At 40.3% G+C, this 22,113-nt stretch carries 21 protein-coding genes; 3 read left to right on the forward strand and 18 right to left on the reverse strand.

The annotated features are described in order from the left end of the window. The 5 genes from FFJ24_RS14575 to FFJ24_RS14595 form a co-directional block, all read right to left on the reverse strand. Entirely contained in the window at window positions 1–936 is a 936-nt protein-coding gene (locus tag FFJ24_RS14575; protein ID WP_138817925.1) for an ABC transporter ATP-binding protein, read from the reverse strand. A 92-nt stretch (window positions 937–1,028) separates the two neighbouring features. After that, window positions 1,029–1,616 (reverse strand): RNA polymerase sigma factor, encoded by a 588-nt coding sequence (locus FFJ24_RS14580; protein WP_138817926.1) that lies wholly within the window; start codon window positions 1,614–1,616, stop codon window positions 1,029–1,031. 107 nt (window positions 1,617–1,723) lie between these two features. After that, a complete protein-coding gene (locus FFJ24_RS14585) occupies window positions 1,724–1,996 on the reverse strand; it encodes a UBP-type zinc finger domain-containing protein (RefSeq protein WP_138817927.1) in 273 nt (90 codons plus the stop codon). A gap of 2 nt (window positions 1,997–1,998) precedes the next feature. Continuing rightward, complete coding sequence (locus tag FFJ24_RS14590) at window positions 1,999–3,243, reverse strand: NAD(P)/FAD-dependent oxidoreductase (RefSeq protein WP_138817928.1); 1,245 nt, start codon at window positions 3,241–3,243, stop codon at window positions 1,999–2,001. Between the two features lie 10 nt (window positions 3,244–3,253). Next, window positions 3,254–3,586 (reverse strand): phosphoribosylpyrophosphate synthetase, encoded by a 333-nt coding sequence (locus tag FFJ24_RS14595; RefSeq protein WP_246862621.1) that lies wholly within the window; start codon window positions 3,584–3,586, stop codon window positions 3,254–3,256. 249 nt (window positions 3,587–3,835) lie between these two features. Here FFJ24_RS14595 and FFJ24_RS14600 point away from each other — a divergent pair, with 249 nt between their 5' ends. Further along, window positions 3,836–4,015, forward strand: a complete 180-nt coding sequence (locus FFJ24_RS14600) for a hypothetical protein (protein WP_138817929.1) — start codon at window positions 3,836–3,838, stop codon at window positions 4,013–4,015. Between the two features lie 110 nt (window positions 4,016–4,125). On the opposite strand, the gene FFJ24_RS14605 is transcribed toward FFJ24_RS14600, so the two are convergent. From FFJ24_RS14605 to FFJ24_RS14665, 13 genes are all read right to left on the reverse strand, one after another. Further along, window positions 4,126–5,808 carry a sigma-54-dependent Fis family transcriptional regulator gene (locus FFJ24_RS14605; protein WP_138817930.1) on the reverse strand — a complete coding sequence of 561 codons (1,683 nt, stop codon included), beginning with the start codon at window positions 5,806–5,808 and terminating at the stop codon, window positions 4,126–4,128. Window positions 5,809–6,150: 342 nt separating this feature from the next. Beyond that, a complete protein-coding gene (locus FFJ24_RS14610; protein ID WP_138817931.1) occupies window positions 6,151–6,777 on the reverse strand; it encodes a TMEM175 family protein in 627 nt (208 codons plus the stop codon). 7 nt (window positions 6,778–6,784) lie between these two features. After that, window positions 6,785–7,399: an alpha/beta hydrolase gene (locus FFJ24_RS14615; protein ID WP_138817932.1), complete on the reverse strand. Its 615-nt coding sequence runs from the start codon at window positions 7,397–7,399 to the stop codon at window positions 6,785–6,787. A 2-nt stretch (window positions 7,400–7,401) separates the two neighbouring features. Further along, entirely contained in the window at window positions 7,402–7,707 is a 306-nt protein-coding gene (locus FFJ24_RS14620; protein WP_138817933.1) for a GNAT family N-acetyltransferase, read from the reverse strand. Window positions 7,708–7,712: 5 nt separating this feature from the next. Next, a complete protein-coding gene (locus FFJ24_RS14625) occupies window positions 7,713–8,648 on the reverse strand; it encodes a ring-cleaving dioxygenase (RefSeq protein ID WP_138817934.1) in 936 nt (311 codons plus the stop codon). Between the two features lie 5 nt (window positions 8,649–8,653). Then, entirely contained in the window at window positions 8,654–10,960 is a 2,307-nt protein-coding gene (locus FFJ24_RS14630; protein WP_138817935.1) for a histidine kinase dimerization/phosphoacceptor domain -containing protein, read from the reverse strand. A gap of 3 nt (window positions 10,961–10,963) precedes the next feature. Beyond that, window positions 10,964–11,653: a YoaK family protein gene (locus tag FFJ24_RS14635; protein WP_138817936.1), complete on the reverse strand. Its 690-nt coding sequence runs from the start codon at window positions 11,651–11,653 to the stop codon at window positions 10,964–10,966. A 12-nt stretch (window positions 11,654–11,665) separates the two neighbouring features. Further along, window positions 11,666–12,139, reverse strand: a complete 474-nt coding sequence (locus FFJ24_RS14640) for a Dps family protein (protein ID WP_138817937.1) — start codon at window positions 12,137–12,139, stop codon at window positions 11,666–11,668. 24 nt (window positions 12,140–12,163) lie between these two features. Beyond that, complete coding sequence (locus tag FFJ24_RS14645; RefSeq protein WP_138817938.1) at window positions 12,164–12,598, reverse strand: DoxX family protein; 435 nt, start codon at window positions 12,596–12,598, stop codon at window positions 12,164–12,166. A gap of 3 nt (window positions 12,599–12,601) precedes the next feature. Continuing rightward, window positions 12,602–14,494 (reverse strand): amidohydrolase, encoded by a 1,893-nt coding sequence (locus FFJ24_RS14650; RefSeq protein WP_138817939.1) that lies wholly within the window; start codon window positions 14,492–14,494, stop codon window positions 12,602–12,604. Window positions 14,495–14,529: 35 nt separating this feature from the next. Beyond that, on the reverse strand, window positions 14,530–15,264 hold the full coding sequence (locus tag FFJ24_RS14655; RefSeq protein ID WP_138817940.1) for a M17 family peptidase N-terminal domain-containing protein: 735 nt from the start codon (window positions 15,262–15,264) through the stop codon (window positions 14,530–14,532). A gap of 10 nt (window positions 15,265–15,274) precedes the next feature. After that, entirely contained in the window at window positions 15,275–16,654 is a 1,380-nt protein-coding gene (locus FFJ24_RS14660; RefSeq protein WP_138817941.1) for an alginate export family protein, read from the reverse strand. 17 nt (window positions 16,655–16,671) lie between these two features. Further along, window positions 16,672–17,304, reverse strand: a complete 633-nt coding sequence (locus tag FFJ24_RS14665; protein ID WP_138817942.1) for a hydrolase — start codon at window positions 17,302–17,304, stop codon at window positions 16,672–16,674. A gap of 755 nt (window positions 17,305–18,059) precedes the next feature. Here FFJ24_RS14665 and FFJ24_RS14670 point away from each other — a divergent pair. Both FFJ24_RS14670 and FFJ24_RS14675 read left to right on the forward strand, forming a co-directional pair. Beyond that, window positions 18,060–19,751, forward strand: a complete 1,692-nt coding sequence (locus FFJ24_RS14670) for a sigma-54-dependent Fis family transcriptional regulator (RefSeq protein ID WP_138817943.1) — start codon at window positions 18,060–18,062, stop codon at window positions 19,749–19,751. A gap of 21 nt (window positions 19,752–19,772) precedes the next feature. Next, complete coding sequence (locus tag FFJ24_RS14675) at window positions 19,773–22,109, forward strand: sensor histidine kinase (protein WP_168202482.1); 2,337 nt, start codon at window positions 19,773–19,775, stop codon at window positions 22,107–22,109. Window positions 22,110–22,113 lie beyond the last annotated feature (4 nt).

Here is a 22,113-nt window from a genome sequence, read left to right on the forward strand (position 1 = left end):
TTAAGATCGGGGTTTTGATTTATTGGAAAGCTGAGCAAAGATTTCATCCAGAGAACTTCTTTCGAGCATGATTTCCTGAAGCTGCCAGCCTTTGGCTACACTAATTTCAATGATCCTTTGCGAAATTGTTCCGGAAGCACTGAAGCGCAGCCTAAAAGTGTTTTCATTAATTTCCTGAGCATCGGTAATACCTTCAATCTCCAGAAATGAAAACAGTTCAGGGGGATTGTTTACTGTTAATATCACAGAATCGGGAAGAATATAATTGTTGAAGGCATCCATGGTATCGGCAAAGACCAATCGTCCGTTTTCAATCATTTTTATATCCTTACAGGTTGCCTGAACCTCGGAGAGCATGTGCGTAGAAAAGATAACAGATCTTTCAACCGCAATTTCTTTGATCAGTTTCCTTACCTCCAGTATCTGATTGGGATCGAGCCCATTGGTAGGCTCATCGAGAACAACAAGTTTTGGGTTGTGGATAATGGCCTGGGCAATACCTACGCGCTGGCGATAGCCTCCGGAGAGATTGTTGATCAGTCTTTTTCCAAAATGGCTGATACCACATTTATCCTTTGCCTGATCTACTGCATATTTTATACTTTTTTTAGGAATATCCCTGAGATAAGCACAATAAATCAAGTATTCATCCACGGTAAGGTCCAAATGTAAAGGCGCATTTTGTGGCAAAAAACCTAATTTCGCTTTCGCCTTTTCCGGTTCGAGGCGTAAGTCTGCGCCATCAATAATTACGCTGCCGGCAGTTTGACTCAACACGCCACAGAGAATATTCATAGTGGTTGATTTACCTGCACCGTTGGAACCTAAAAGCCCCAGAACACCAACTTCCTGAATCTCAAAACAGATGTCTTTGATCGCCCAGTCCTTACTGTAACGATGAGAAAGATTTTCTATACTAACTATACTTTTTTTCAATTGAAAGGGATTTTCGTCTTTTAAATATCCCCGGGTACGGAGATGTAAGTAAGACAAGAAACCCTGACGCAGGAGGTATAAAAAAAATATTTTTATAGATTGGGATAAAAAAGATACATCACCAGATATAATACCAGGCCCAATTTCTTTCTAAGGATTTTCAGGGCATAAACCATTTGCTTTTTCACCGTCTGCTCGCTGGTACCCATTAGCTGTGCTATTTCTTTATGGCTAAGGTGCTGTTTTCTACTGAGCAAGAATACCTCCTTCATCCTCGGAGGCAGTTCATCAATCTCCCGGTCGATGATGTCTTTAAGCATCCGTTCGCGGACTAAATGATCCGTTTGTACTGTTCCACTCGTGGCAAACTCAGCAATGGAGGATATATACCTGTCTTTTACTTTTTTATGAACAACCATATTGAGGAACTGATTGTGCACGCAGCTATAGAGATAACCTGAAAGATTTCTATTTACCGGCAGTTGCTCTCTTTTATCCCAAAGCATCGAAAATACCTCATGGATAAGATCCTGGGCCTCCTCTTTACTTCGAAGTTTGTTCCAGGCATGGTTATGGAGAATAAATTTGTAGCGGTTGTAAATTTCGGCAAATGCATTCCTATCTCCTGATCTTAATAGTTCTACTAAATCAACATCGCTACTGCTGCCATAATCATTCATAAAATACTTATTGCCAAAGATTAAGAGTACAATAATAATAAATTATGGGCATACAAAGGCCAAACTTCTTTAACCCAAGCTGATTTAAGCCTCTCCACCAAAATGCGTTAATATTCCGCTATTTCATCATCAACAAAACAATACATCCATCTCTCACCTGGTTCGGATGAAATGACAACCGGATGTTTTTCTGTCCGGCAGTGGTGCGACATGTGTTGCATTGGCGACGAATCACAGCACAAAGTAACTCCACAGGTTTGGCAGGTACGGAGATGTACCCAATCTGTACCTTGTTTTATGCATAGTTCGCATACCCTTTCTTTTGCCAGTTTTAGTTCTTTTATGGCTCCGATATGACTACAAATTTGATTACTGTCCATAATTATAGTTTTGATAAGTATTGATGAACCTGAGTAACGGCCATGGCTCCTTCGCCCACAGCCGAGGCTACTCTCTTTACTGAATTGAACCGCACGTCGCCGGCGGCAAATGAGCCTGGAACACTGGTTTCTAAATGATAAGGTGGTCTGTCTGCTGTCCAGCACATTTTATATTGATCAAGACTAAGCAAATCATTGCCCGTATAAAGGTAGCCGTTCGAGTCTCTGCAGATGGCGGTTTCGGCAGCCCATTCCGTATTTGGCTTTCCGCCGATACAGATAAATAATTTTGAAGTATCGTGCCATTGCGCTGTTCCCTCCTCGCTATTTACAATCTTGATCCGCTGTAAGTAATCATCACCTTCAAGGGCTGTTACCTGCGAATGATACAACACAAAAATATTCTTGATGTTGGCTATTCTCTGAATCAAATATTCGGATAGGGTTTCGGCAAGATTGCCCTTCCTGATCACCATGAAAACGCGTTTGGCAAAGCCAGAAAAATAGGTAGCGGCCTGGCCGGCTGAGTTTCCTCCGCCAACAATATAAAGGTCTTTATCCTGACAGAAAAATGCCTCGCTTGCGCCGGCCCCATAATAAACACCCTTATGAAAAAACCGGCTTTCGTCTGGAAGATCCAATCTTGCGTACTCCACTCCGGTTGCACATATATTTGTTTTAGCGACTAACTTTTCGCCAGTGGCAAAGTCAACGTGGATTTTATTGTCATAAAATGTGCCTTTAATTCCCTCTTTCAAAAGCAAGATTTCGACACCAAATTTTAAAGCCTGTTGCCTTGCTCTTTCAGCAAGGCTTGCCCCCGAAATCCCCTCGGGAAAACCAAGATAATTTTCAATCAGCGAACTCGTACCTGCCTGACCACCTATTGCCTCACGCTCAATTAAAATAGTTTTTAAACCCTCTGATGCGGCATAAACGGCAGCACTTAAACCTGCAGGGCCAGCACCATAAATAGAAAGATCGTATTCTTTATATTTTGGCTGCGTAATCCATCCCAGGTTACAGGCAATCTGTTCTAAACTGGGGTTAACAATTATTTTGCCATCGGGAAACTCGATCACCGGATGTTTATCAGGATTATTGAACGAGGTAATGCCCTGGCCCCAGCCTAAATCATCATGCGTAATATCAAACCAATCAAAATCGACAACACTTCTTTTCAAAAAATCCCTTATCGGGTAAATCTCGGGCGAATCTGGTTTACCGTATAGTTTCAGCTTATTCATCGTTAGTTCCTTAGTAGGCTCTGGTTTTTAATTTTTTAATGATTTCATCCCCACAATTTTCAGAAGAAGTTCCGTAACCATTTACCAGTAAGCCTTTAATCTCGCCATCAACAGATGATATGGCATAAACGATGGCTTCATCATCAGGGTCGGATTCGCCTTCAAAACGATAATATTTATCAATTAAAAACTGATCGGGAAATTCTTGTAACGGATTTTTTCCACCATCAATCTGATTACTTTTAAGATTAAAATCGACAGTATAACCCTGCTGAGTAAGCGCATTAATCACTTCAGAAAGAGAAGTCATTTCTCCAATGTGTTTTAAGTTCTCGTGATCCATAATCTTTTAATCTTTTAAGAAGATGTGTTAATTTAACAAAAAACAAACCAACTCGCAAAACATTGTAAAACAAAACCTTAAAAAGAAATAAACAATAAAAAACTGACGATATAAAGTGAATTTATGACAAAATTCAAGTAGAATTATTGGTAAAAATAGCTGAGCAGGAAATGAATTTTTCAATGCATTTAAAAAGCAAAAAAGAGCGGTTAAAATTCATTTAAATGGTTATCTTTAAATAAAAAAGCCATGATTACAGACCCAGATAAAGAAGAACTTTCTGATGATAAGGAAGATGCGTTAACCAGCGAAGAAGATGCACTTAATCAAAGCACAATCATCAGTGATGAAAGCGCTGCAGAACACGACGCCGATTTGTTAGACCAGGCAGATAAAGCCTCCCGGTCTTCTTACGAATTGGATATTTAGGCCAATCATTATCCCCATGAAAATGGCGATATTTTTTTTGAAATTTCAGAAGATATCGCCATTTCAATAAGCTCTTCAAAAGGTTAAGCATAAGTATGGCCTTAAGCGCATTAATAACTGTGCTTCTTGGCCAGGCCTAGTTTTTTAATTTTCGAATTTAATGTGGTTGCGGGAACACCCAATAACTTGGCCGCGCCATACTGACCGGAAATCCGCCCGTTACATAATTCTAAAACAGCAAAAATATGATCACGTTCGTTTTCAAATATGGTTTTAACGGGCGCGACTGAAGATAAGGATTGTTTATTATTGCCCGGAATTTCAATATCCTTAATTACATTTCCCTCTGCCATCACCACCTGCCTTTCTATGAGGTGCTCCAATTCTCTTACATTCCCGGGCCAGCTGTAAGCCATCATGGTAGAAATTGCTTTTTTTGAAAATCCATCGAGATTTCTATTCGACTTTTTGGCAAATTTCGCTAGGAAAAAATTGGCAAGGCTGGCAATATCTGATTTACGGTTTCGAAGCGGTGGTAATAAAACCGGAAAAACATTTAACCTGTAATATAAATCTCTTCTGAACCGTCCTGCCTCCACTTCGGTCAAAAGATTTCTGTTTGTGGCCGAGATAATGCGGACATCAGTTGCGATGGTTGTTTTGCCGCCCACACGTTCTATTTCTTTTTCCTGTAAAACACGCAGTAATTTGACTTGCAGATTGAGCGGTAACTCGCCTATTTCATCCAGGAAGATGGTACCTTTATGGGCCTGTTCGAATTTGCCTATCCGTCTTTCGGTGGCACCTGTAAAGCTCCCCTTCTCGTGGCCAAAAAGTTCTGATTCGATTAAATTGGGTGGAATGGCGGCACAATTCACCTTAATCATAGTTTTCTGACTTCTTACAGATTCATCATGAATGGCTTTGGCAATTAATTCTTTCCCCGTTCCTGTTTCTCCTAAAATTAATACCGTAGTTTCTGTGGAGGAAATCCGGTTGAGCAGTCTGTAAACTTCCTGCATTTCCGGACTACTGCCAATAATTTTGGGGTGTGTAAAAATTCCGAATGATTCTTCTGGCTTAAAAGTGAGGTATTCAGCAAGCTGCGTACGCAGTTTTTCAATTTCTTTTTCTAGCTGCTTAATTCTCTCATCAGCAAACGTCAATATTTTGGGCTCGTTTATCAATTCAGACTTAACCGTCGATTTAATATTGGACTCAGCTACAGGTCCTGCCCCGATTGCAGCTAGCAGTCCGGCAATAAAATCAGCAATGTTACAGCAAAAAGTCAATCCTTCTGCACTTAATTCCCGGTTATGATTGTGAAGCTCAAAAGTACCCAATATGCGACCGTTATGCGCTAAAGGTATATAACAATGAAAATAATATTCGCTGGGATGATTGTTTAAGCAATGGTTCTCACCAAATTCAGCTATCCAGTCTTGCCGCGATTTGAGCACAGGAAAATCAAAACCTGAAATTTCTTTTGTAATCAGCGAAAGGCTAACCGGATCGGAAATGATTTCGGTGCAGGAGATTTCTCCTGAAATGGCCTCTGTGAGATACGCTCTTGTAATATGGTCTGTTTCATCGTTATAAAGAATTAATGCACCACAATCAATCGAGAATAGAGGATGTAATTTAGAAAACACACCTCGAAACAGTTCTCTTAGCGTAAAATTCTTTTCTTGTTCCGCTACTGTTCTGGCCCGTGTTTCGAAATAAGAATTGGGTTTAACATCATTGCCATCAACATTCGTATGGGCGCTAAAATCTGATTCCTGCGTTCTCATTTTTTATAATTGATCTTCCCCGGAATATTTATCCGGGAAGTGAATGAATAAATTGTAATGCAATTACCAAAACGAACAACATCCGGATGATTATTCATCATCACTGAACGATTGAGGGTTGATTCGAAAGGGATTGGTCTTTGCTTATTGTTCAAACCCGCGAATTCAAAGAACATGCCAAATGCAGGAATATGGCGTTAATGTACTACGACGAATACCAAGCCAATAAATAGCTCACGATATTTCGCTAAAAGGCGATTTCGGATACGAAATATAGTAGAAGAGATTAGTCATGATCAAATGCTATAATTTTGACATCTTTCATCAATCAAATCCTTTTAATTACAAAGTAGGTGTTTCGGTAAAGTTGATTTTCTTTGATGATGCTGCCCAGAAAACCCAGAGTAAAACACAAATGCTCAGGGCTAAATCCGGATAGAAAAATGAAACAACAAAAGCGGCTAAATAGGTTGGAAAGCCATACAGATAGTTGTTCCGGAGTTGCCTGATGGCGGCATCACTGATTCCGGGGCGCAATAATTTTTTATCCGAAGTAGCTTGTTGCCACAACAGGTTAAAGGCCAGGTTAATCAAAACAAACAATCCGGTATAAATGGTAACGGAAAGCTGTTTCGAATCCGAAAGAAAAAACCTGGCCAATAAGGCACTAGGAAAAGAAACAAGCGAAACCAGGAAGAGGATGAGTCCGTTGGCAAACATCAGTCCTGTGTTTCGTCTGTATATCTGTTTAAAAACTTTGTGGTGATTTACCCAGATGATGAATATGCTGAAAAATGAAATGATAAAGGCAATATAACCCGGCCATTGTATTTTAAGTGCTTCCAATAAATGTACCGGGGTATCACCATCCTTCAGTTCAGGAACATGGAGCTCGAGCACGAGAAGTGTAACAGCGATAGCAAAAACGCCATCGCTAAAAGCCTCTATTCTACCCGTTTCTTTTTCCATTTCGGCATTAATCCTTAAAGATTAACTTATTCACCTGTGCAATTTCTGCCTGACTGATGGTATGTCCCATGTTTTCGTAAATAATTTCGGTAACCTGCGCCCCCATTTCTTCGAGTAAAACTGTTGATTCTTTTACTCTCGATACAGGTACATGCATATCGGGATCGCTACTTCCAATAAAGATTGGTGTTCCATCAAAATCGCCGTGATAATTGCGGTGATCTAGCTCTTCGCCGATAAGACCACCTGTAAAAGCCACCACTCCACCATAACGTGCCGCATTTGCGGCCACGAAATCGAGCGTTAAGCAGGCACCCTGCGAAAAACCCAGAAAGTAGATCTGTTCTTTTGAAAAACCTTCTTTTTCCAGATCTAGCACAGTTTCTTTTATGGTGTTTAAAGCATTAGATAAGGAAGGTTCGTTATATTCCCGCGGCGCTAAAAATGATTGCGGATACCAGGTGTTACCTGCAACTTGCGGCGCTACCAATGCAAACTCAGAAACATTTAGATATCTTGCCATTGATAAAATATCCTGTGCCGTTCCGCCACGACCATGGATCATGATCAGCACTTTTTCAGCCTGATCAAAGCTTTTTCCTGCTTTTATAAGTTCTATCATCGCTATTCTTCTTCTTTTACTTTGTTCCAGATATCCTGGTATAAATCTTCGTGCCGTCTGAACTGGATGTGCACATAAGGACACATCGGGATGACCATCAATTTGTTTTCACGGACATAGGCCACCATCGCATCAAGCAGCATTTTGGCATAACCTTTTCCTTCTTTTGAAGGATCTACTTCGGTATGGTAAACGGTTAAATCCTTATCCTTGATGTCGAAAATCATTTCGCCGACTTTTCCGTCTTCATCATAAATATCGAACGAACTTGGTTCGCCTTCCTGAATGTTTAATTTTACTTGTGCCATATTTTCTAAGTTAGTTTTGGTAGTAATTTTTCTAAATCGCCACGTAAATGCTCGTGTTGGTGTGGCAACATTAAATGAGTACCCAATTCATTTAAAGGCTCATCAACGGTAAAGCCCGGGTTTTCGGTTGCTATCTCGAAAAGTACGCCCCCTGGTTCACGGAAATATAAGGAATAAAAATAGTCTCGGTCAATTTTTGGGGTGATCTGTAAATTTTTACTCAAAATCTGTTCCCTTAATTCCATTTGAATCTCTTCATTTTTAACACGGAATGCAACATGATGGTTTGTACCTGCAGCATTTCTTCCCCTGTGACCAACCGGAACTTCCAGCAGATCGACAATGGCTGCATTTTCTACGGTATCGGTAATGAAACGGTAACGGTTTCCTTCCTGCGCCAATAAACGGTAACCAAACAGATCGGTAAGTACTTTTGCTGTTTCATCTATACTTTGCAAGGTTAAAGTGGTGCTATGAAAACCTTTGGTTGCTGCATCTTTTTTAACATCAGCGGTTTCCCATGGCGTTCTTGTATCTGCTATATTAGGCACAATTAAACTCAGCGACAGGCCGTCCGGATCTTTAAAAGCCAATACCTGCTCTCCAAAACGTTCGGTAATTTCTTTTGTTTTAATGTTAGCTGTGCCAAATCGCTCTAACCAGAATGCATGACTATCTGCAGGTACCGAGTAGCCAATTTCTGTTGCCATACCTACTCCTTCGATCCCCTGGCCAATACCATCCCAGGGAAAAAAAGTAAGAATCGTTCCTGCTGATCCGGTTTCATCGCCATAATAAAGATGATAGGTACCCGGATCATCAAAGTTTACCGTCTTTTTCACCAATCTTAAACCCAATATTTTGGTGTAAAAATCGAAGTTTTGCTGTGCATTGCCTGCAATCGCCGTGATGTGGTGCAAGCCTAAAATATTGTTATTCATATCGTTTAATTTTTATTGATTAATAATGCTGAGGTCTCTGTAATTAATTCGTTGTGACGTTTAAAGATGACATCAAGCACGAGGCCATCATCATTCCACATTTTAATCTCACCGTTAAGCTGTTCGGTAAGGCCGGTCATTAAACTCATCCCTAGTGATTCGGTATTTTCAGGATCGAAACCTTCTGGTAAACCGATCCCGGTATCCGCGATTTTCAGTTCGCAGATCTCCTCGCCTATAAACAGGAAAGAAATATGCACTTTACCTTTTTTATCAGCCGGGAACGCATATTTAATCACATTGCTAATGGCCTCATTCAGGATTAAGCCAAGCGGAACGGCCTGTGCAACATCTAATTTAATGGCCTCTGTTTCTAATGTGAACTGGATTTTATTATCAGTACCAAAACACTCGATCATATAATCGACCAGTTCTTTGATGTACCACTTCATATCAATTTCAGCCAGGTTATCAGATTGATAAAGCTTCTGGTGGATGAGCGACATGGCATGCATGCGGTTCTGGCTATTTCTGATGGCCACCAAGGCATCTTCATTATCCAGGTAAGCCGACTGGGTATTGAGTAGGCTAATGACAATCTGCAGGTTATTTTTAACCCGGTGATGGATTTCACGCAGCAACCATTCTTTCTCGTTGAGTATTTTCCTGAGCAGTTCGTTCTGCGCGTTGATTTCGCCCTGCTTTTGTTCTAAAACGAGGTTGCTGCGCCTTTTTAGCCGATAACGGTTATAAATCAATCCCACAAACATGGCGGCAATCAAAAGACCGGCGATAAATATATACCTCAGCCTGCCTTCATTTTCGATCGCAGCTTTCTGCAATTGGTTTTTCTGGCTAAGCAACGCGATGTCTTTATCCTTTTTCTCGGTTTGGTATTCAATTTCTAAACCCGAAATTTGCTTGTTCTTATCGTTATTCCAGATAGAATCGTTTAATCTTTTATAGGTTTTATAATGTGCTACTGCCGACCAAGGCCTATTTAGTGCCGAATCTACATCAAACCAAAGCCTGTGCAACTGCGAAAGCGCCAGTAAGTTTTTCTGCTGTAAACTTTGCTTTTCATGTTCTTTTAAATAACCATCTGCAGCTACAAACTGTTTATCATGGATCAGTTTCCGGATGATACTGCGGTATAAATAGATCTGATTCGGATCATCCTTAGGCAGATCGTGGTGAAACTTTTGCAATTCCTTAAAATAGGGCTCGGCCTTGCCATACTGCTCAATATCGTAATAGGTGTTAAACAAAATGTATGGGATCCGCAGCTTCATTTGGGTATCAGTAGGCGGATATTTTTTAATCAGTTCCTTCAGCGCCGCTATCCCCTCTTCAAACTTTTTCATCCTAACATAAATGGTGGCCACATTGGCCATAATGGTTTGCATGTAACCGGCATCTTTATACCGTTCTGCAATTCTTTTGGCCTCCAACCAGTAAGCCAAGGCTTTCTGATCATTCCTCAGGTAATAATACGTTAACCCCAAATGGTTGTTTATCGAACTTCGCTGTAAACTTGTATCCGCCAGTTGGTCTGCCGTTTTCTCAGCCAGCAAACCGTATTTGAGTGCATTTGAAAAATTACCAAGGCTAATATTGGTGATACACATATTGTTATAAACACCCTGTAATTCCTTAAATCCAATGGCTCTGTAAACCGCGAGTGATGAATCCATCAGTTTAATGGCATAAGCCGGTTGGCCTTTTATATTGTAATAATCGCCCAGGTTTTTAAGCGAGTTACCCTCTTCTAACTTATTGCCAGTCTGACGGTATAAAGCCAGCGATTTTTCATTGTAGCCAATCTTTTTTTCAAGATCCGTTCCTTCATTGCTAAAAAGTGCCCCTATTGCCGCATAAGCTTCTGCCAACTGATCTTTCAGGTCGAATTTGCTCGTATAAGCGATTGCCTGATTATAGGTTTTAGTACTTCCAGCCTTATCTCCTGATTCGCGGAGAATATTGCCTTTGAGCACTATACTTCTTGCTATCCCTCTAGGATATTCGATTTTTTGAGCCAGGCCAAAAGCTTGCCCCTGGAGATTCATCGCAGTAGCTAAATCTGCTTTTACTTCGCCAGGTAAATTGAGGTAATATGTCCCTGCATCCACTAACAAATCGACCTTATTTTCAGTTTGTCCAAGCCTGCGCAGTTTTATTTCAGCAACTTCTACCTCTGCTTTTGTCCTGATGCCCTGCCCTTTTACAAAGACAGGGTTTATCAGAACAAAAGCGATCAACAAAAATTTGATGTTCTTGCTTAATAAAATGATTGCGCTATTTCTGGTCCACATTTTTTAAAGTTTAACATCGTTTATACCTGGTTTTGTACTGTAATAGCAAATAACCATGGCAACGCCGGGTAACACAATACCAACCAGACCAAAGAGCTGCCCGATCCACGCCCCTAGCAGACATCCGGTTAAAAAACCGCCGAGCGTGATCAGTCCTTTTTTTACGCCCGAAAGGAAATCGGCATTTTTAAAACCAGAATTGCAAAAAGACCTGATATCAAGTGCGAACTGGGTTACATTCCCCGTCATCATAGTTGTTGGCCCATAGGTTTCTTTTGCAAAAAGTTTCCCGAAGGCGTTTTGTAAACCCATGGCAAAAACAACAATCATGGTAACCAGGTACATCGGCCAGGTAATTTCTCCATTATCGATATAGCCGAGCGAATAGGCGATTGTCCCCCCCAGCAAAAGAATAATCCCTTCGCATAAAAGCAGAAAATGCCTGTTCGAAAATCTCGCCGATATCCAGCCACCAGCCATAACCGAGAGCATAAATATTGGGAAAGTTAGCAGCTTGATCCATGCATCGCCATCAGAGCCTTTGATCATTTGATAAGCGAATACAATAAAGTTACCGGTAACATGTGCAGAGAAAATTTTGTCGGCGGCTACAAAGGTAATTGTATCACAATAACCAGCTATAATGGTTAAGATGAGGGTTACAAACCAGATATTATTCTGTTTTTCTTCCATTCTGTCTTTTATTTATGATAAATGAGCCCTTAACATCCAGGCCATGGTTTCATGTGTTTCCATCAAGCCTGTGATGTAATCACTTGTTCCGGCATCTTTCAATGCACCCGCATAATTGTTGATGTTTTCTCTTAAATGAATTAAAATACTTTCGTGATCGGCAAGCAACATTTTGATAAAAGTTGGCGCATCGTTTTTGCCACGGTCGTCTTCAGTCAAATGTGTTAATTCCAGAAACTGTTTAAGTGACGCGGGGGCATAGTGACCCAGTTTGCGGATGCGTTCTGCAACTTCATCAACAATATCTTCCAATTGTGTGTATTGTTCTTCGAAAAATTTGTGTTTGTTGTAAAAGTCTGGTCCTTCTACGTTCCAGTGTGCTTTGCGTGTTTTAGTGTATAAAACGTATTCATCCGCAAGAATTTTGCTTAATGAATGTGCAACCTCTGCAAGATTCTCTGCGCTGATTCCAATTTTAGCTTCCATGATTTTGTGATTTTGATGTTTATATTAATTAAAAAGTGTATTGAATAAATAATGATCTATTGAAATAGTACCAGGTCCGATTACCCATAAAAAAAGCATCGCCAGCGTATACATGTAGGGTACATCGCGCACTTCTATTGAATCTTTTCTATGCACTACAAAGTAACCAATTGCCGTTACGCCTATAGACGGGAGTAGGAAAAGCCTTGTTCCTAAACCTATGGCCACGAGAAATGGTACAAGCGTATCAGAAAAGGTAGCTACTAAACCATTCAGTTTATCGGGCAATCCCAGGGGATTGGGTACATGCTCCTTTTCTCCATTTTGAACCCTGAACTTTTTCATTCCATGAACCCTGAAGAGCTCGAGCATGAGCAGTACCCTGAAAATAAGTACCGCCCAGTTATTAAGGTCTGATCCCAAATCAGAATATAAAAGGTATTTAATGATATTTTCCATATTTTAAAAAGCAAAACATGAACAACCCAATGCGCCCCAAAATGCAGTGTAATTGTTTACAGGCAGGTTACTGGTTCTAGCCGCATCGTGATTGTGGTTGTGCACATTACAACTGCCCACGCAGGAATGCACCATCGCTAAAACAGAATCGGCACCACTAGCGCCTTTTGTTTTTCCCTGTTGATTTTTTTGATGAGTGGCCGGAGAATAATATCCGTTATAACTTTTCGTCGGCGACCAGTCTGGTAGAATCGGGATTTTTGGTGGTGAAAAGGAAGAGAAATCGCCTTTGGCATAAACAATCTTACCATCAACAATGGTTAAATCAGATTCGATACTTTTGATCTGCTCATCGGCCACCTGGAAGTAATCGTGATTCAATACGGCCAAATCGGCCAGCATACCCACTTCGATATCGCCTTTCTTTTGCTGTTCGTTCGAAAACCAGGCGCTACCCCTGGTGTACAGTTCTAAGGCGGTTTCCCTGGTTAATACGGTGTCTTCATTATAAATCTTTAAACCGCCAACTGTTTTACCTGCCGTTAACCAAAACATCGAAACCCATGGATTGTAACTGCTTACACGTGTGGCATCAGAACCGCCCCCCACAGGAACTTCCATTTCGAGCATCTTTTTTATCGGTGGTGTTTGTAGCGCAGCTTTTGCACCATAACGTTCTGTAAAATATTCGCCCTGATAAGCCATCCTGCTCTGAATGGCAATACCACCACCCAATGCTTTTACACGTTCGATATTTCGCTCGTCGATGGTTTCGGCATGATCAAAAATCCATGGTAAACCTGCAAAAGGAATGTCTTTATTTACCTTTTCAAAAACATTTAAAAAGCGGCCAATGCTTTCATTGTATGTGGCATGAAGCCTGAAAGGCCATCTTTTTTCGACCAGCAAACGCACGACGCGCTCCAATTCGGGTTCCATATTATCCGACAGGTCTGGCCTTGGCTGAAGAAAATCTTCGAAATCGGCTGCCGAGAAAACCAGCATCTCACCTGCGCCATTGTGGCGGTACATATCATCGCCCTGATAAAGTTTTACAGTGTTGGTCCAGTTGTCAAAATCTTCAAATTCCTGCTTTGGACGCTGTGTGAACAAATTGTAGGCGATGCGAACTGTAAGTTGCTTTTGCTCGTTCAGTTCGTTTACCACTTTATAATCATCAGGAAAATTCTGAAAACCTCCACCTGCATCAATTACACTGGTAATACCAAAACGGTTTAATTCTGTCATAAAATGACGGGTAGAATTTACCTGATGTTCGTAAGACAGTTTTGGCCCTTTGGCTAAAGTGGAATATAAAATCATGGCATTCGGGCTTGCGATGATCAATCCGGTAGGTTCTCCCTTTGCATCTCTCTGGATTTCTCCGCCCGGCGGAGATAGCGTATCTTTTGTATATCCAACTGCTTTAAGCGCAGCACGGTTCATAAATGCACGGTCATATAAATGCAGAATAAAAACTGGCGTTTCGGGCGCAATGGCATTTATTTCTTCGAGTGTTGGCATTCTTCTCTCGGCAAACTGAAATTCAGACCAGCCTCCAACTACACGTACCCATTGTGGCGACGGGGTAATATCTACTTGTTCTTTGAGCATCCGCAAGGCATCGGCCAATGATGGAACGCCATCCCAGCGCAGTTCCAGATTGAAATTTAATCCACCCCGGATTAAGTGAATGTGCGAATCGTTAATGCCAGGAACTACCCGTTTTTTGCTAAGGTCGATCAGCCTTGTTGCAGAACCCGAAAAATTCATAATATCGCTATCATTACCAATGGCGATAAACTTCCCGTCCTTAATGGCAACCGCTGTTATTTCTTCCTTTTGTTTGGCAATGGTATGTACCTTGCCATTGAATAAGATTATATCTGCATCCATGGTATTTTCTTTTTAGGAATTAACTGTTTGAGATCTTAATTTTTAATGGCAGCAATTGCTTCCTGAATGCCTTCTCCAGCGGTTGTAAAAAAAGCCGGTCCCGCTAAAAGAATCACTTTAACAACCGGTTTAAAGGTTGCCATATTCTTTTCTTTTAACCAGGTTTGGGTTCTGTAGGCTTCGAAAATACCTTTCACCACGTTGCCGGCAACCAATGCAGTTGGTGAGTCGATCCCCGCATCTTTTAAATCGCTTGCAAAAGAAAAGTTGTTTACACCCAGTTTAAGTGCTTCCCGCATGGCGATACTGCCAACTCCGATCATCAGTTCCGGTGTAAATTTATTCCGATCGCCAAGACCGATTAAAAGCAGGCGTTTACCCCCTATGGTTCCCTTTGGCGGAGAAATTAAAATGGTTTCGTTGGCATGCCCCAGAAACTTGCCGCTTTTGCGGATTTCAGTGATCAAACCTTTCAGATCCTGATCCAGGTGTACCAAACCATTTAGAGCTGGCGGAAGTGCTGGTGGAGAATTAAAAATATCGCCTTCAGTGTGTTCGAAAACACAGGCAATCTGCAAATCGCTAACCTGTGCCGATGGCCCCTGAACTACGCCTTCGATGGCGATTCCATCTACCGTACCCCAAACTTTGGCTGTTCCCAGTGCGGTAGTAGTTTGTGCAAATGCTGTTCCTGTAATAAATACTGAAAATATAATTACCGCTACCCTGATGTTTTGTAGCGCAGATTTTGATTGTTTAGTGAAGTTCATTTTCTTATGTTTAAAATTTGTATGATACCTGAGCATTAAAAAACTTTGAATTGTCCCAGAGCGGTACGATATCTTTGATGAAATCACCAACCCTGAAATATTGTCCCCCACAACTCAATGAAAGGTTATTATTAATTTTATAATCCGCGCTGAGCAGATAGGTTGTACCGATAAACCGGTGACCGGACAGGGAACCTGCAGTGTTAAAATTTCCACCCGGACGATAAATCCCATCGTTTAATGAATATCTCCAGTTGAAAACCACATCAGCCTGGACACTTAATTTATCGGTTAAGCTTAGTGTTAAATAGGGATGTAAATCAATTAAATTTGATGGCCCAATGAGTGGATTAAAACCAAAATAGCCCCCTTTCGGATATAAAGGATTAAAGGTTTGCAGTTTCCCATCCCCTGCTTTTTGATCACCTGAGATGTAGTCGTTTCGCAAGTTAAAAGAAGGTTTAAATTTGGTTTTTTCGAAAGTATAACCAAATTCAAAGGCCATTGTCCAGGCATTGATATGGCCGTTTCCAAATTTCCCGAACTGATAGGCGGCTTCTATATTGTAAATAAAACCACCGCCACTTTTCCAATATCGGGTAGCTAAAGTATGCCGCACTTCCTGCGCTATACCTTCTTCAAATTCTGCATTGTCACGCCTAATGCCTAAATAGTAGAAATCGAAGTTTCCACCTTTCTGGATATTGAGGTTGGAATAAGCGCCCCAAAGATTAGCCTGATGGCTTGGACGATTGTCAAATACCCCAAAATTAACTTCATCGGCTTCTAAAACAAATGCATCGAGCGAAAACCGGGGTGTTGCATACATCAGTTTGGCGCCTGTAAAATACTGCCTAACGGTTGTACCCTCCCGCACAGAAATCAACCTGCCCGAACCATAATTAATTTCCTGTCTGCCCACCCGTATGGCCAATTTATTCGATGAGTCTTTAAGTATCCTGTATTCTGCGAAAAGATTTTGCACTGCAAGCTGATCTTCATCAACCGGAGATGGTCCGTACTTACTCCCATTTTCGAGCGCACTGTTCACCTGAGCAAAAAACCGCAATCTTTCTCCAATATTTAAATCGGCATATAGCGAATAACGTTGTAAAAAAGAATAATTGAAACCTTGATCTTTGATCCAATCTTCATTAATTTTACCTCCATATTCCTCCCTGATCTCGCCGCCAAAACTGAGGTATACTTTTTTATTTTTTGAAAGCGGCAGGAATTTTAAGGTATTGTATAAATTCCTGTCCGAATCTTTCAGATTGCTATAATCCTCATCGTAGCGCATAAGCCTGATGCTTTGACCGGATGCACCTGCTATCGAAAAGCAAGTACAAACTACCGCTATAATCGCCCAACGGGGATAATTAATGTTCATTTTATCTTAAATGACAATTAGTGTTTTATCATTTTGTGTGCGTACTGGATACCAATACCATAACCTGCACCATATTTTTTCATCAAGGTGGTTACAGGCTCATAAGTTTCGGTTCTGGCCCAGTCTCTTTGTAGCTCAAGGATGTATTGTACAGCAGTTACCGGTTTTACACCTGCATGCACCATTCTTTGAATGGCACGCTCATGCGCTTCATTGCTTACATCGCCACAGGCATCGGTGATCACAAAAACGTCAAAACCTTCTGATAAGGCTGATAAAGCCGGGCCAACAATGCATACGCCTGTCCAAAGGCCAGCCAATACAATTTTCTTTTTCCCTGTTCCAGTAATAGCTTTGTAAGCGGGTTCATCTTCCCAGGTATTCATTGAAGTTCTGTCGATATAATTTGAAGTAGCCTGAGGATAAAATTCTTCAACTTCAGGAAAAACAGGACCAGAAAACGATTCTTCAGCAACTGTGGTTACAATGGTCGGAACGTTAAAGATTTTAGATGCGCCGCAAATAATAGCCACATTGGTACGAAGTTCGGTAATGGAGATGCTTTTTGTAGCAAAAGCCATTTGCCCTTCATAATCGATTAATACTAATGCATGGTTTTCAGGAGATAATAAGTCTGGTGATGGTTTCATAATTAAATATTTTATGTTTCCCTCATTGTTCCAAGAAATATACCACCAAATAAAGCACTACATATCAACAACTTACATAAAAATACATTATTTAGGATTAACCATATATCGTTGATTTACGAATTTTACTTTTGCTTTTACCGCAAAGAACGATAAGGGGAAGGCGCAGAGCACGCAATTTAGTTTATGCGTTTTTTAACCACAGAGAAAAGGAGAAAAACAGAGTTGTAGATTATTTCTTTTACCGCAAAGGACGCTGAGAAAAAGGCATGTTCTTTTAACCACAAAGAACACAAAGGAAGGCACAAAGTGCACAGAGTTGGGTGTACTATTCCATTATCCATGTTACACCTTCCATCTTTTAACCACAAAGGGCACAAAGGAAGGCACAAAGCACACAGAGTTAAGTGTTTACCTAATTCCCTTAAACATTGTAATGGAGATGACTGCTATCGGCGAATCGTCATTGCTGAGGCAGGAAGCAATTAATGCTTTCGCTATTTAGTAGCCCCCTCTATAGTAGTAAGATTGCTTCGTCGTTCCTCCTAGCAATGACGAAACTTCTGCGGAAATCTCCTAAATCTGCGGGATAAATGATTTAGAATACAATAACGAAATATTATAAAAAAAGTATACACAACAAAACATTATAAAATTTTAATAATCAAACAATTAAAATGCATACTAACGAAATATCGTTACACGTTTAATCTATCTGAAATCATTTTTTAATTTATAAATCCTACCTTAGCTTCATGGAAAGCAAGAGTAATCTATCTGAACTTCGCAACATTAAGCATACTCACCTCGACCCAAACGAGGCCTCCGCTCTCGAAAAAGAGAACACTTTACTGCTTAAAAAGCTTAAACAAAAGGAAATAGAATCCGCGGCACTGTTATCTTTAAGTAATTCAATCGCTTCTATACGCAACAAACTTGATTTGTTCGATGTCATCGATCAAAAACTAAAAAAACTGTTTGATTTTGATGATTTTGTTATCTGTTTGATCAACGATGATGAGGAAACGCACAGTGCTTTTATCTACAACCAGAAAGAAGATTTTCTTAAAACAGCTGGCATAGCGCCTAAAGCTTCAGAAAAATACACGCTGGATGATGGCATGTGCAGGGCGATGATTTCATCTGAAAAACCAATCGTTTTCAATGTTGAAGAGGTTTTAGCATGGGCTGATGCGCCGGCATGGCTGGGATTTTGGCATAACAAAGGCATCAAAGAAATGATCGGTCTCAAAATGGTAGATCGATCAGGCTGTATAGGTTTCTTTTACCTCTACACTAAAAACGCAAACTCGTTATCGAATATTTATTTTGATCTGCTTCATGGCATTTCGCTGCAAATTTCGATAGCCATATCAAACATCCTGGCAAACGAAAAAATTGAACAGCAGCTTATAGAAATTAATGAATACAAACAAAAATTAGAAGAAGAAAAAAGTTACCTGCAGGAAGAGATCCAGCATAAATACAATCATACAGAAATCATCGGACAGAGCGAGTCGTTGAAAAGTGTTTTCCAACTGATTGATGCTGTGGCAGCCACCGACAGTACTGTGCTGATTATTGGGGAAACAGGAACCGGAAAAGAACTCATTGCAAGGGCGATACACAATTCTTCACTTCGATACAATGAATTGATGGTTAAAATCAATTGTGCAGCAATACCTCCTAATTTGGCTGAAAGTGAACTTTTCGGCCATGAAAAAGGCAGTTTTACGGGCGCAACAGAACGAAGGATCGGAAAATTCGAACTGGCCCATAATGGCACGCTGTTTTTGGATGAAATTGGCGAGCTCCCGCTCGACCTTCAGGTAAAATTACTAAGAGCGCTACAGGAAAAAGAAATTGAGCGCATTGGCGGTAAAGGTGTAATTAAAACAAATGTCAGAATTATAGCCGCAACCAACAGGAATCTGTTAAAAGAGGTAGAAAAAGGGAATTTTAGAAGCGACTTGTATTACAGGTTGAACGTATTTCCAATCTCTATTCCACCATTAAGGGATAGATTAGATGACATCCCACACCTGGCAGCATTTTTCATAGAACGCATTTCGAAGAAAACCGGGCGGCAGGTAAACACCATATCCAAAAGCGCATTGAATAAATTGATGCTTTACCCCTGGCCAGGAAATGTAAGGGAGCTGGAACACCTTATTGAGCGGAGCTTACTGTTAACATCAGGCAACATCCTAAAAGAGATCCACCTACCTAAAATAGATAGAAATGAGGCCATTAACAATATAGATGAGGAAAAAATAAAAAGCATCCACGAAAACGAGCGCGACCACATTCTATCAATACTAAAACGTTGCAATGGCAAAATATCCGGCATTGGCGGGGCTGCAGAAATCTTAAGCATTCCGGCCACAACCCTCAATTCTAAAATCAAAAAATTCAAAATTAAACGGGAACATATCCTTAACAAATAATTACGGATGAGATTAAACAGAATGATTCGAAACATTGTACTTCACAAATACACCAATAAATTAGTGATTTGCATGGTTATGATCGGAATTTTCAGTTTAGTGATATTCAAAGGCCATAGTAGTTCAACTATTATCCAGGAAAACAACTTAAATCAAAAAGACTCACTTCAAAAACTGAACAAACTGCTTGCCGGATCCGTCCCCGATACAAACCGGGTAAAATACCTGATTAAGATTGCAAATCATTTCATCAATCAACAAGAAAACAAACGAGAAAATTTAGCAAAGGCACTACCTTATCTGCAAAAAGCGCACTTTTTAAGTAATCAACTCAAATCTTCAAACTGGGAATTCCATACGCTGATGGTTTACGCCCTGTTCTTGAATAAGCAGCGCTTAAGAGAGCAGCAGGCACTCACCTATGAAAAGGCAATTGCTATTGCAAAAAAAATTGGTAACAAGCATTTTGAAGCGAGCGCCTGGTATTTTTATTATATCAACGTTCCTGATACGGTTTCTGATTATAAAAACAAAACATTTTACAATCGGGCAGCCAATGCACATGCCTTATATAAAGAAATAGGCACATCTTTCGATGAAAAATACAAAGAGGCAACGCTCCTAAAAACAATGGCCGACTTCCATTTGGAGGAAGAAAAATTTGATTTATCGATAAAAGAGCTTTTTGAGGTGATTGCTTTAGATAAGAAATTCAAACTTCCCGATCTGCCAATGGCTTACGATTTACTTTCGGCAGTCTACGAAAGAAAAGGAGAACTCAGTAAAGCGCTGAACTATGCATTGCTCAGTGTAAAAACAGCTCAAAGCAGCCACGAGGAAGTGCTCGGTACTTATTTAAACAGAGTGGGTTCTGCTTACGAGGCTATGGGTAAAGCTAAAGAAAGCATTTCATGGTATAGCAAAACGCTTAACGGCCCCGATAAAAAAGACCCTTTCCGCTTTATTACAGCGTATGCCATCACCAGCCAAATGATCAAATTAGGTGAAGCTAAAAAAGCACTGTCTATATTGCAAAAAACATGGAGCGAAGTTGGCAATCCATCAAGTGGGCATCAATATTTTATATTTCTGGCATTTGGCGAGTGTTACGCCGCGCTAAAAAAATACGATCTGGCTAAAGTGTATTTTGATAAACTGCTGGAAGATGCTACCTTAAAAACATATTCTAACCCTTTCCAAACTTCAGTTTTCTTCTCAGCCAGCGAATTTTATTTTGCCCAGAACAAATATCAGCTTGCATTAGAATTTGCAGAAAAGGCAAGAGAAAATCAGATCAGCATGACCTTGCCAAGACAGATCCGGTTAAATGAGATCCTTTACAAAATAGATTTATCTACCGATCGTCCGGCTGAGGCAATTATTCACCTGCAAGCCTTTCATAAGCTTAGAGATTCTATGCTTAGCCAGGAGAATTTAAATACTATTGAACGATTGAAAATTGAATTCCAGGCTGCGCAAAAGGAAAATGATAATGAAATCCTCAGAAAGAAATCGCAATTGCAAAGTCAGGAGCTCAACCGCATCCAATGGATCAAAAATGCCACCTTCACTGGTCTGGCCTTTTTAACCATTGTACTCATTTTAATTTATGGCAGGTTTCGGTTGAAAAAGAAACTTCATGACACACTGGTAAAGAAAAAGGCCGATATAGATCTCGCTTATGCTAAGCTGGAAGTTAATGTTCAGCAAAAAAACAAACTGATCGAAGAAAAAGAAAGCTTAATTAAGGAAGTACACCATCGGGTTAAGAATAACCTGCAGCTTACCATGAGCCTGTTAAATAGTCAAAGCTATTACCTCGAAGATTTATCGGCAATTGAGGCCATAAAAGAAAGTCAGCACCGCCTAAAAAGTATTGCATTGATCCATCAAAAGCTCTATCAAACAGAAAATGTTACCACCATAAATATTCAGCCTTACATTGTAGAGTTGGTTGAATATTTAAAGGAAAGTATAAACGACGATAAAAAGATCAGTTTTGAACTGGATATTTTAAATCTCGAACTGGACATTTCGAAAGCTGTTCCACTCGGTCTAATTATTAACGAAGCAATTACCAATATTTTCAAGTATGCTTTCCAGGGTATGCCTGGAGGAAAAATTGTAATCAAGCTAAAAGAACAGCAGGAGGACCGTTACGAATTGTTTATTAAAGACAACGGCATTGGGTTAGCACCTGATTTTGATTACGAACAAAGCAATACATTGGGCATCATTTTGATGAAGGGGCTGAGTGCACAAATCGACGGGACTTTTATTATGGAAAGTTACAACGGTGTTTCGGTGAGCCTGATCTTTACCAATTCTAATGAAGATTTATTTTTACCAAATGATTAAACGA

Source organism: Pedobacter sp. KBS0701 (assembly GCF_005938645.2).
Classification (GTDB): Bacteria; Bacteroidota; Bacteroidia; order Sphingobacteriales; family Sphingobacteriaceae; genus Pedobacter.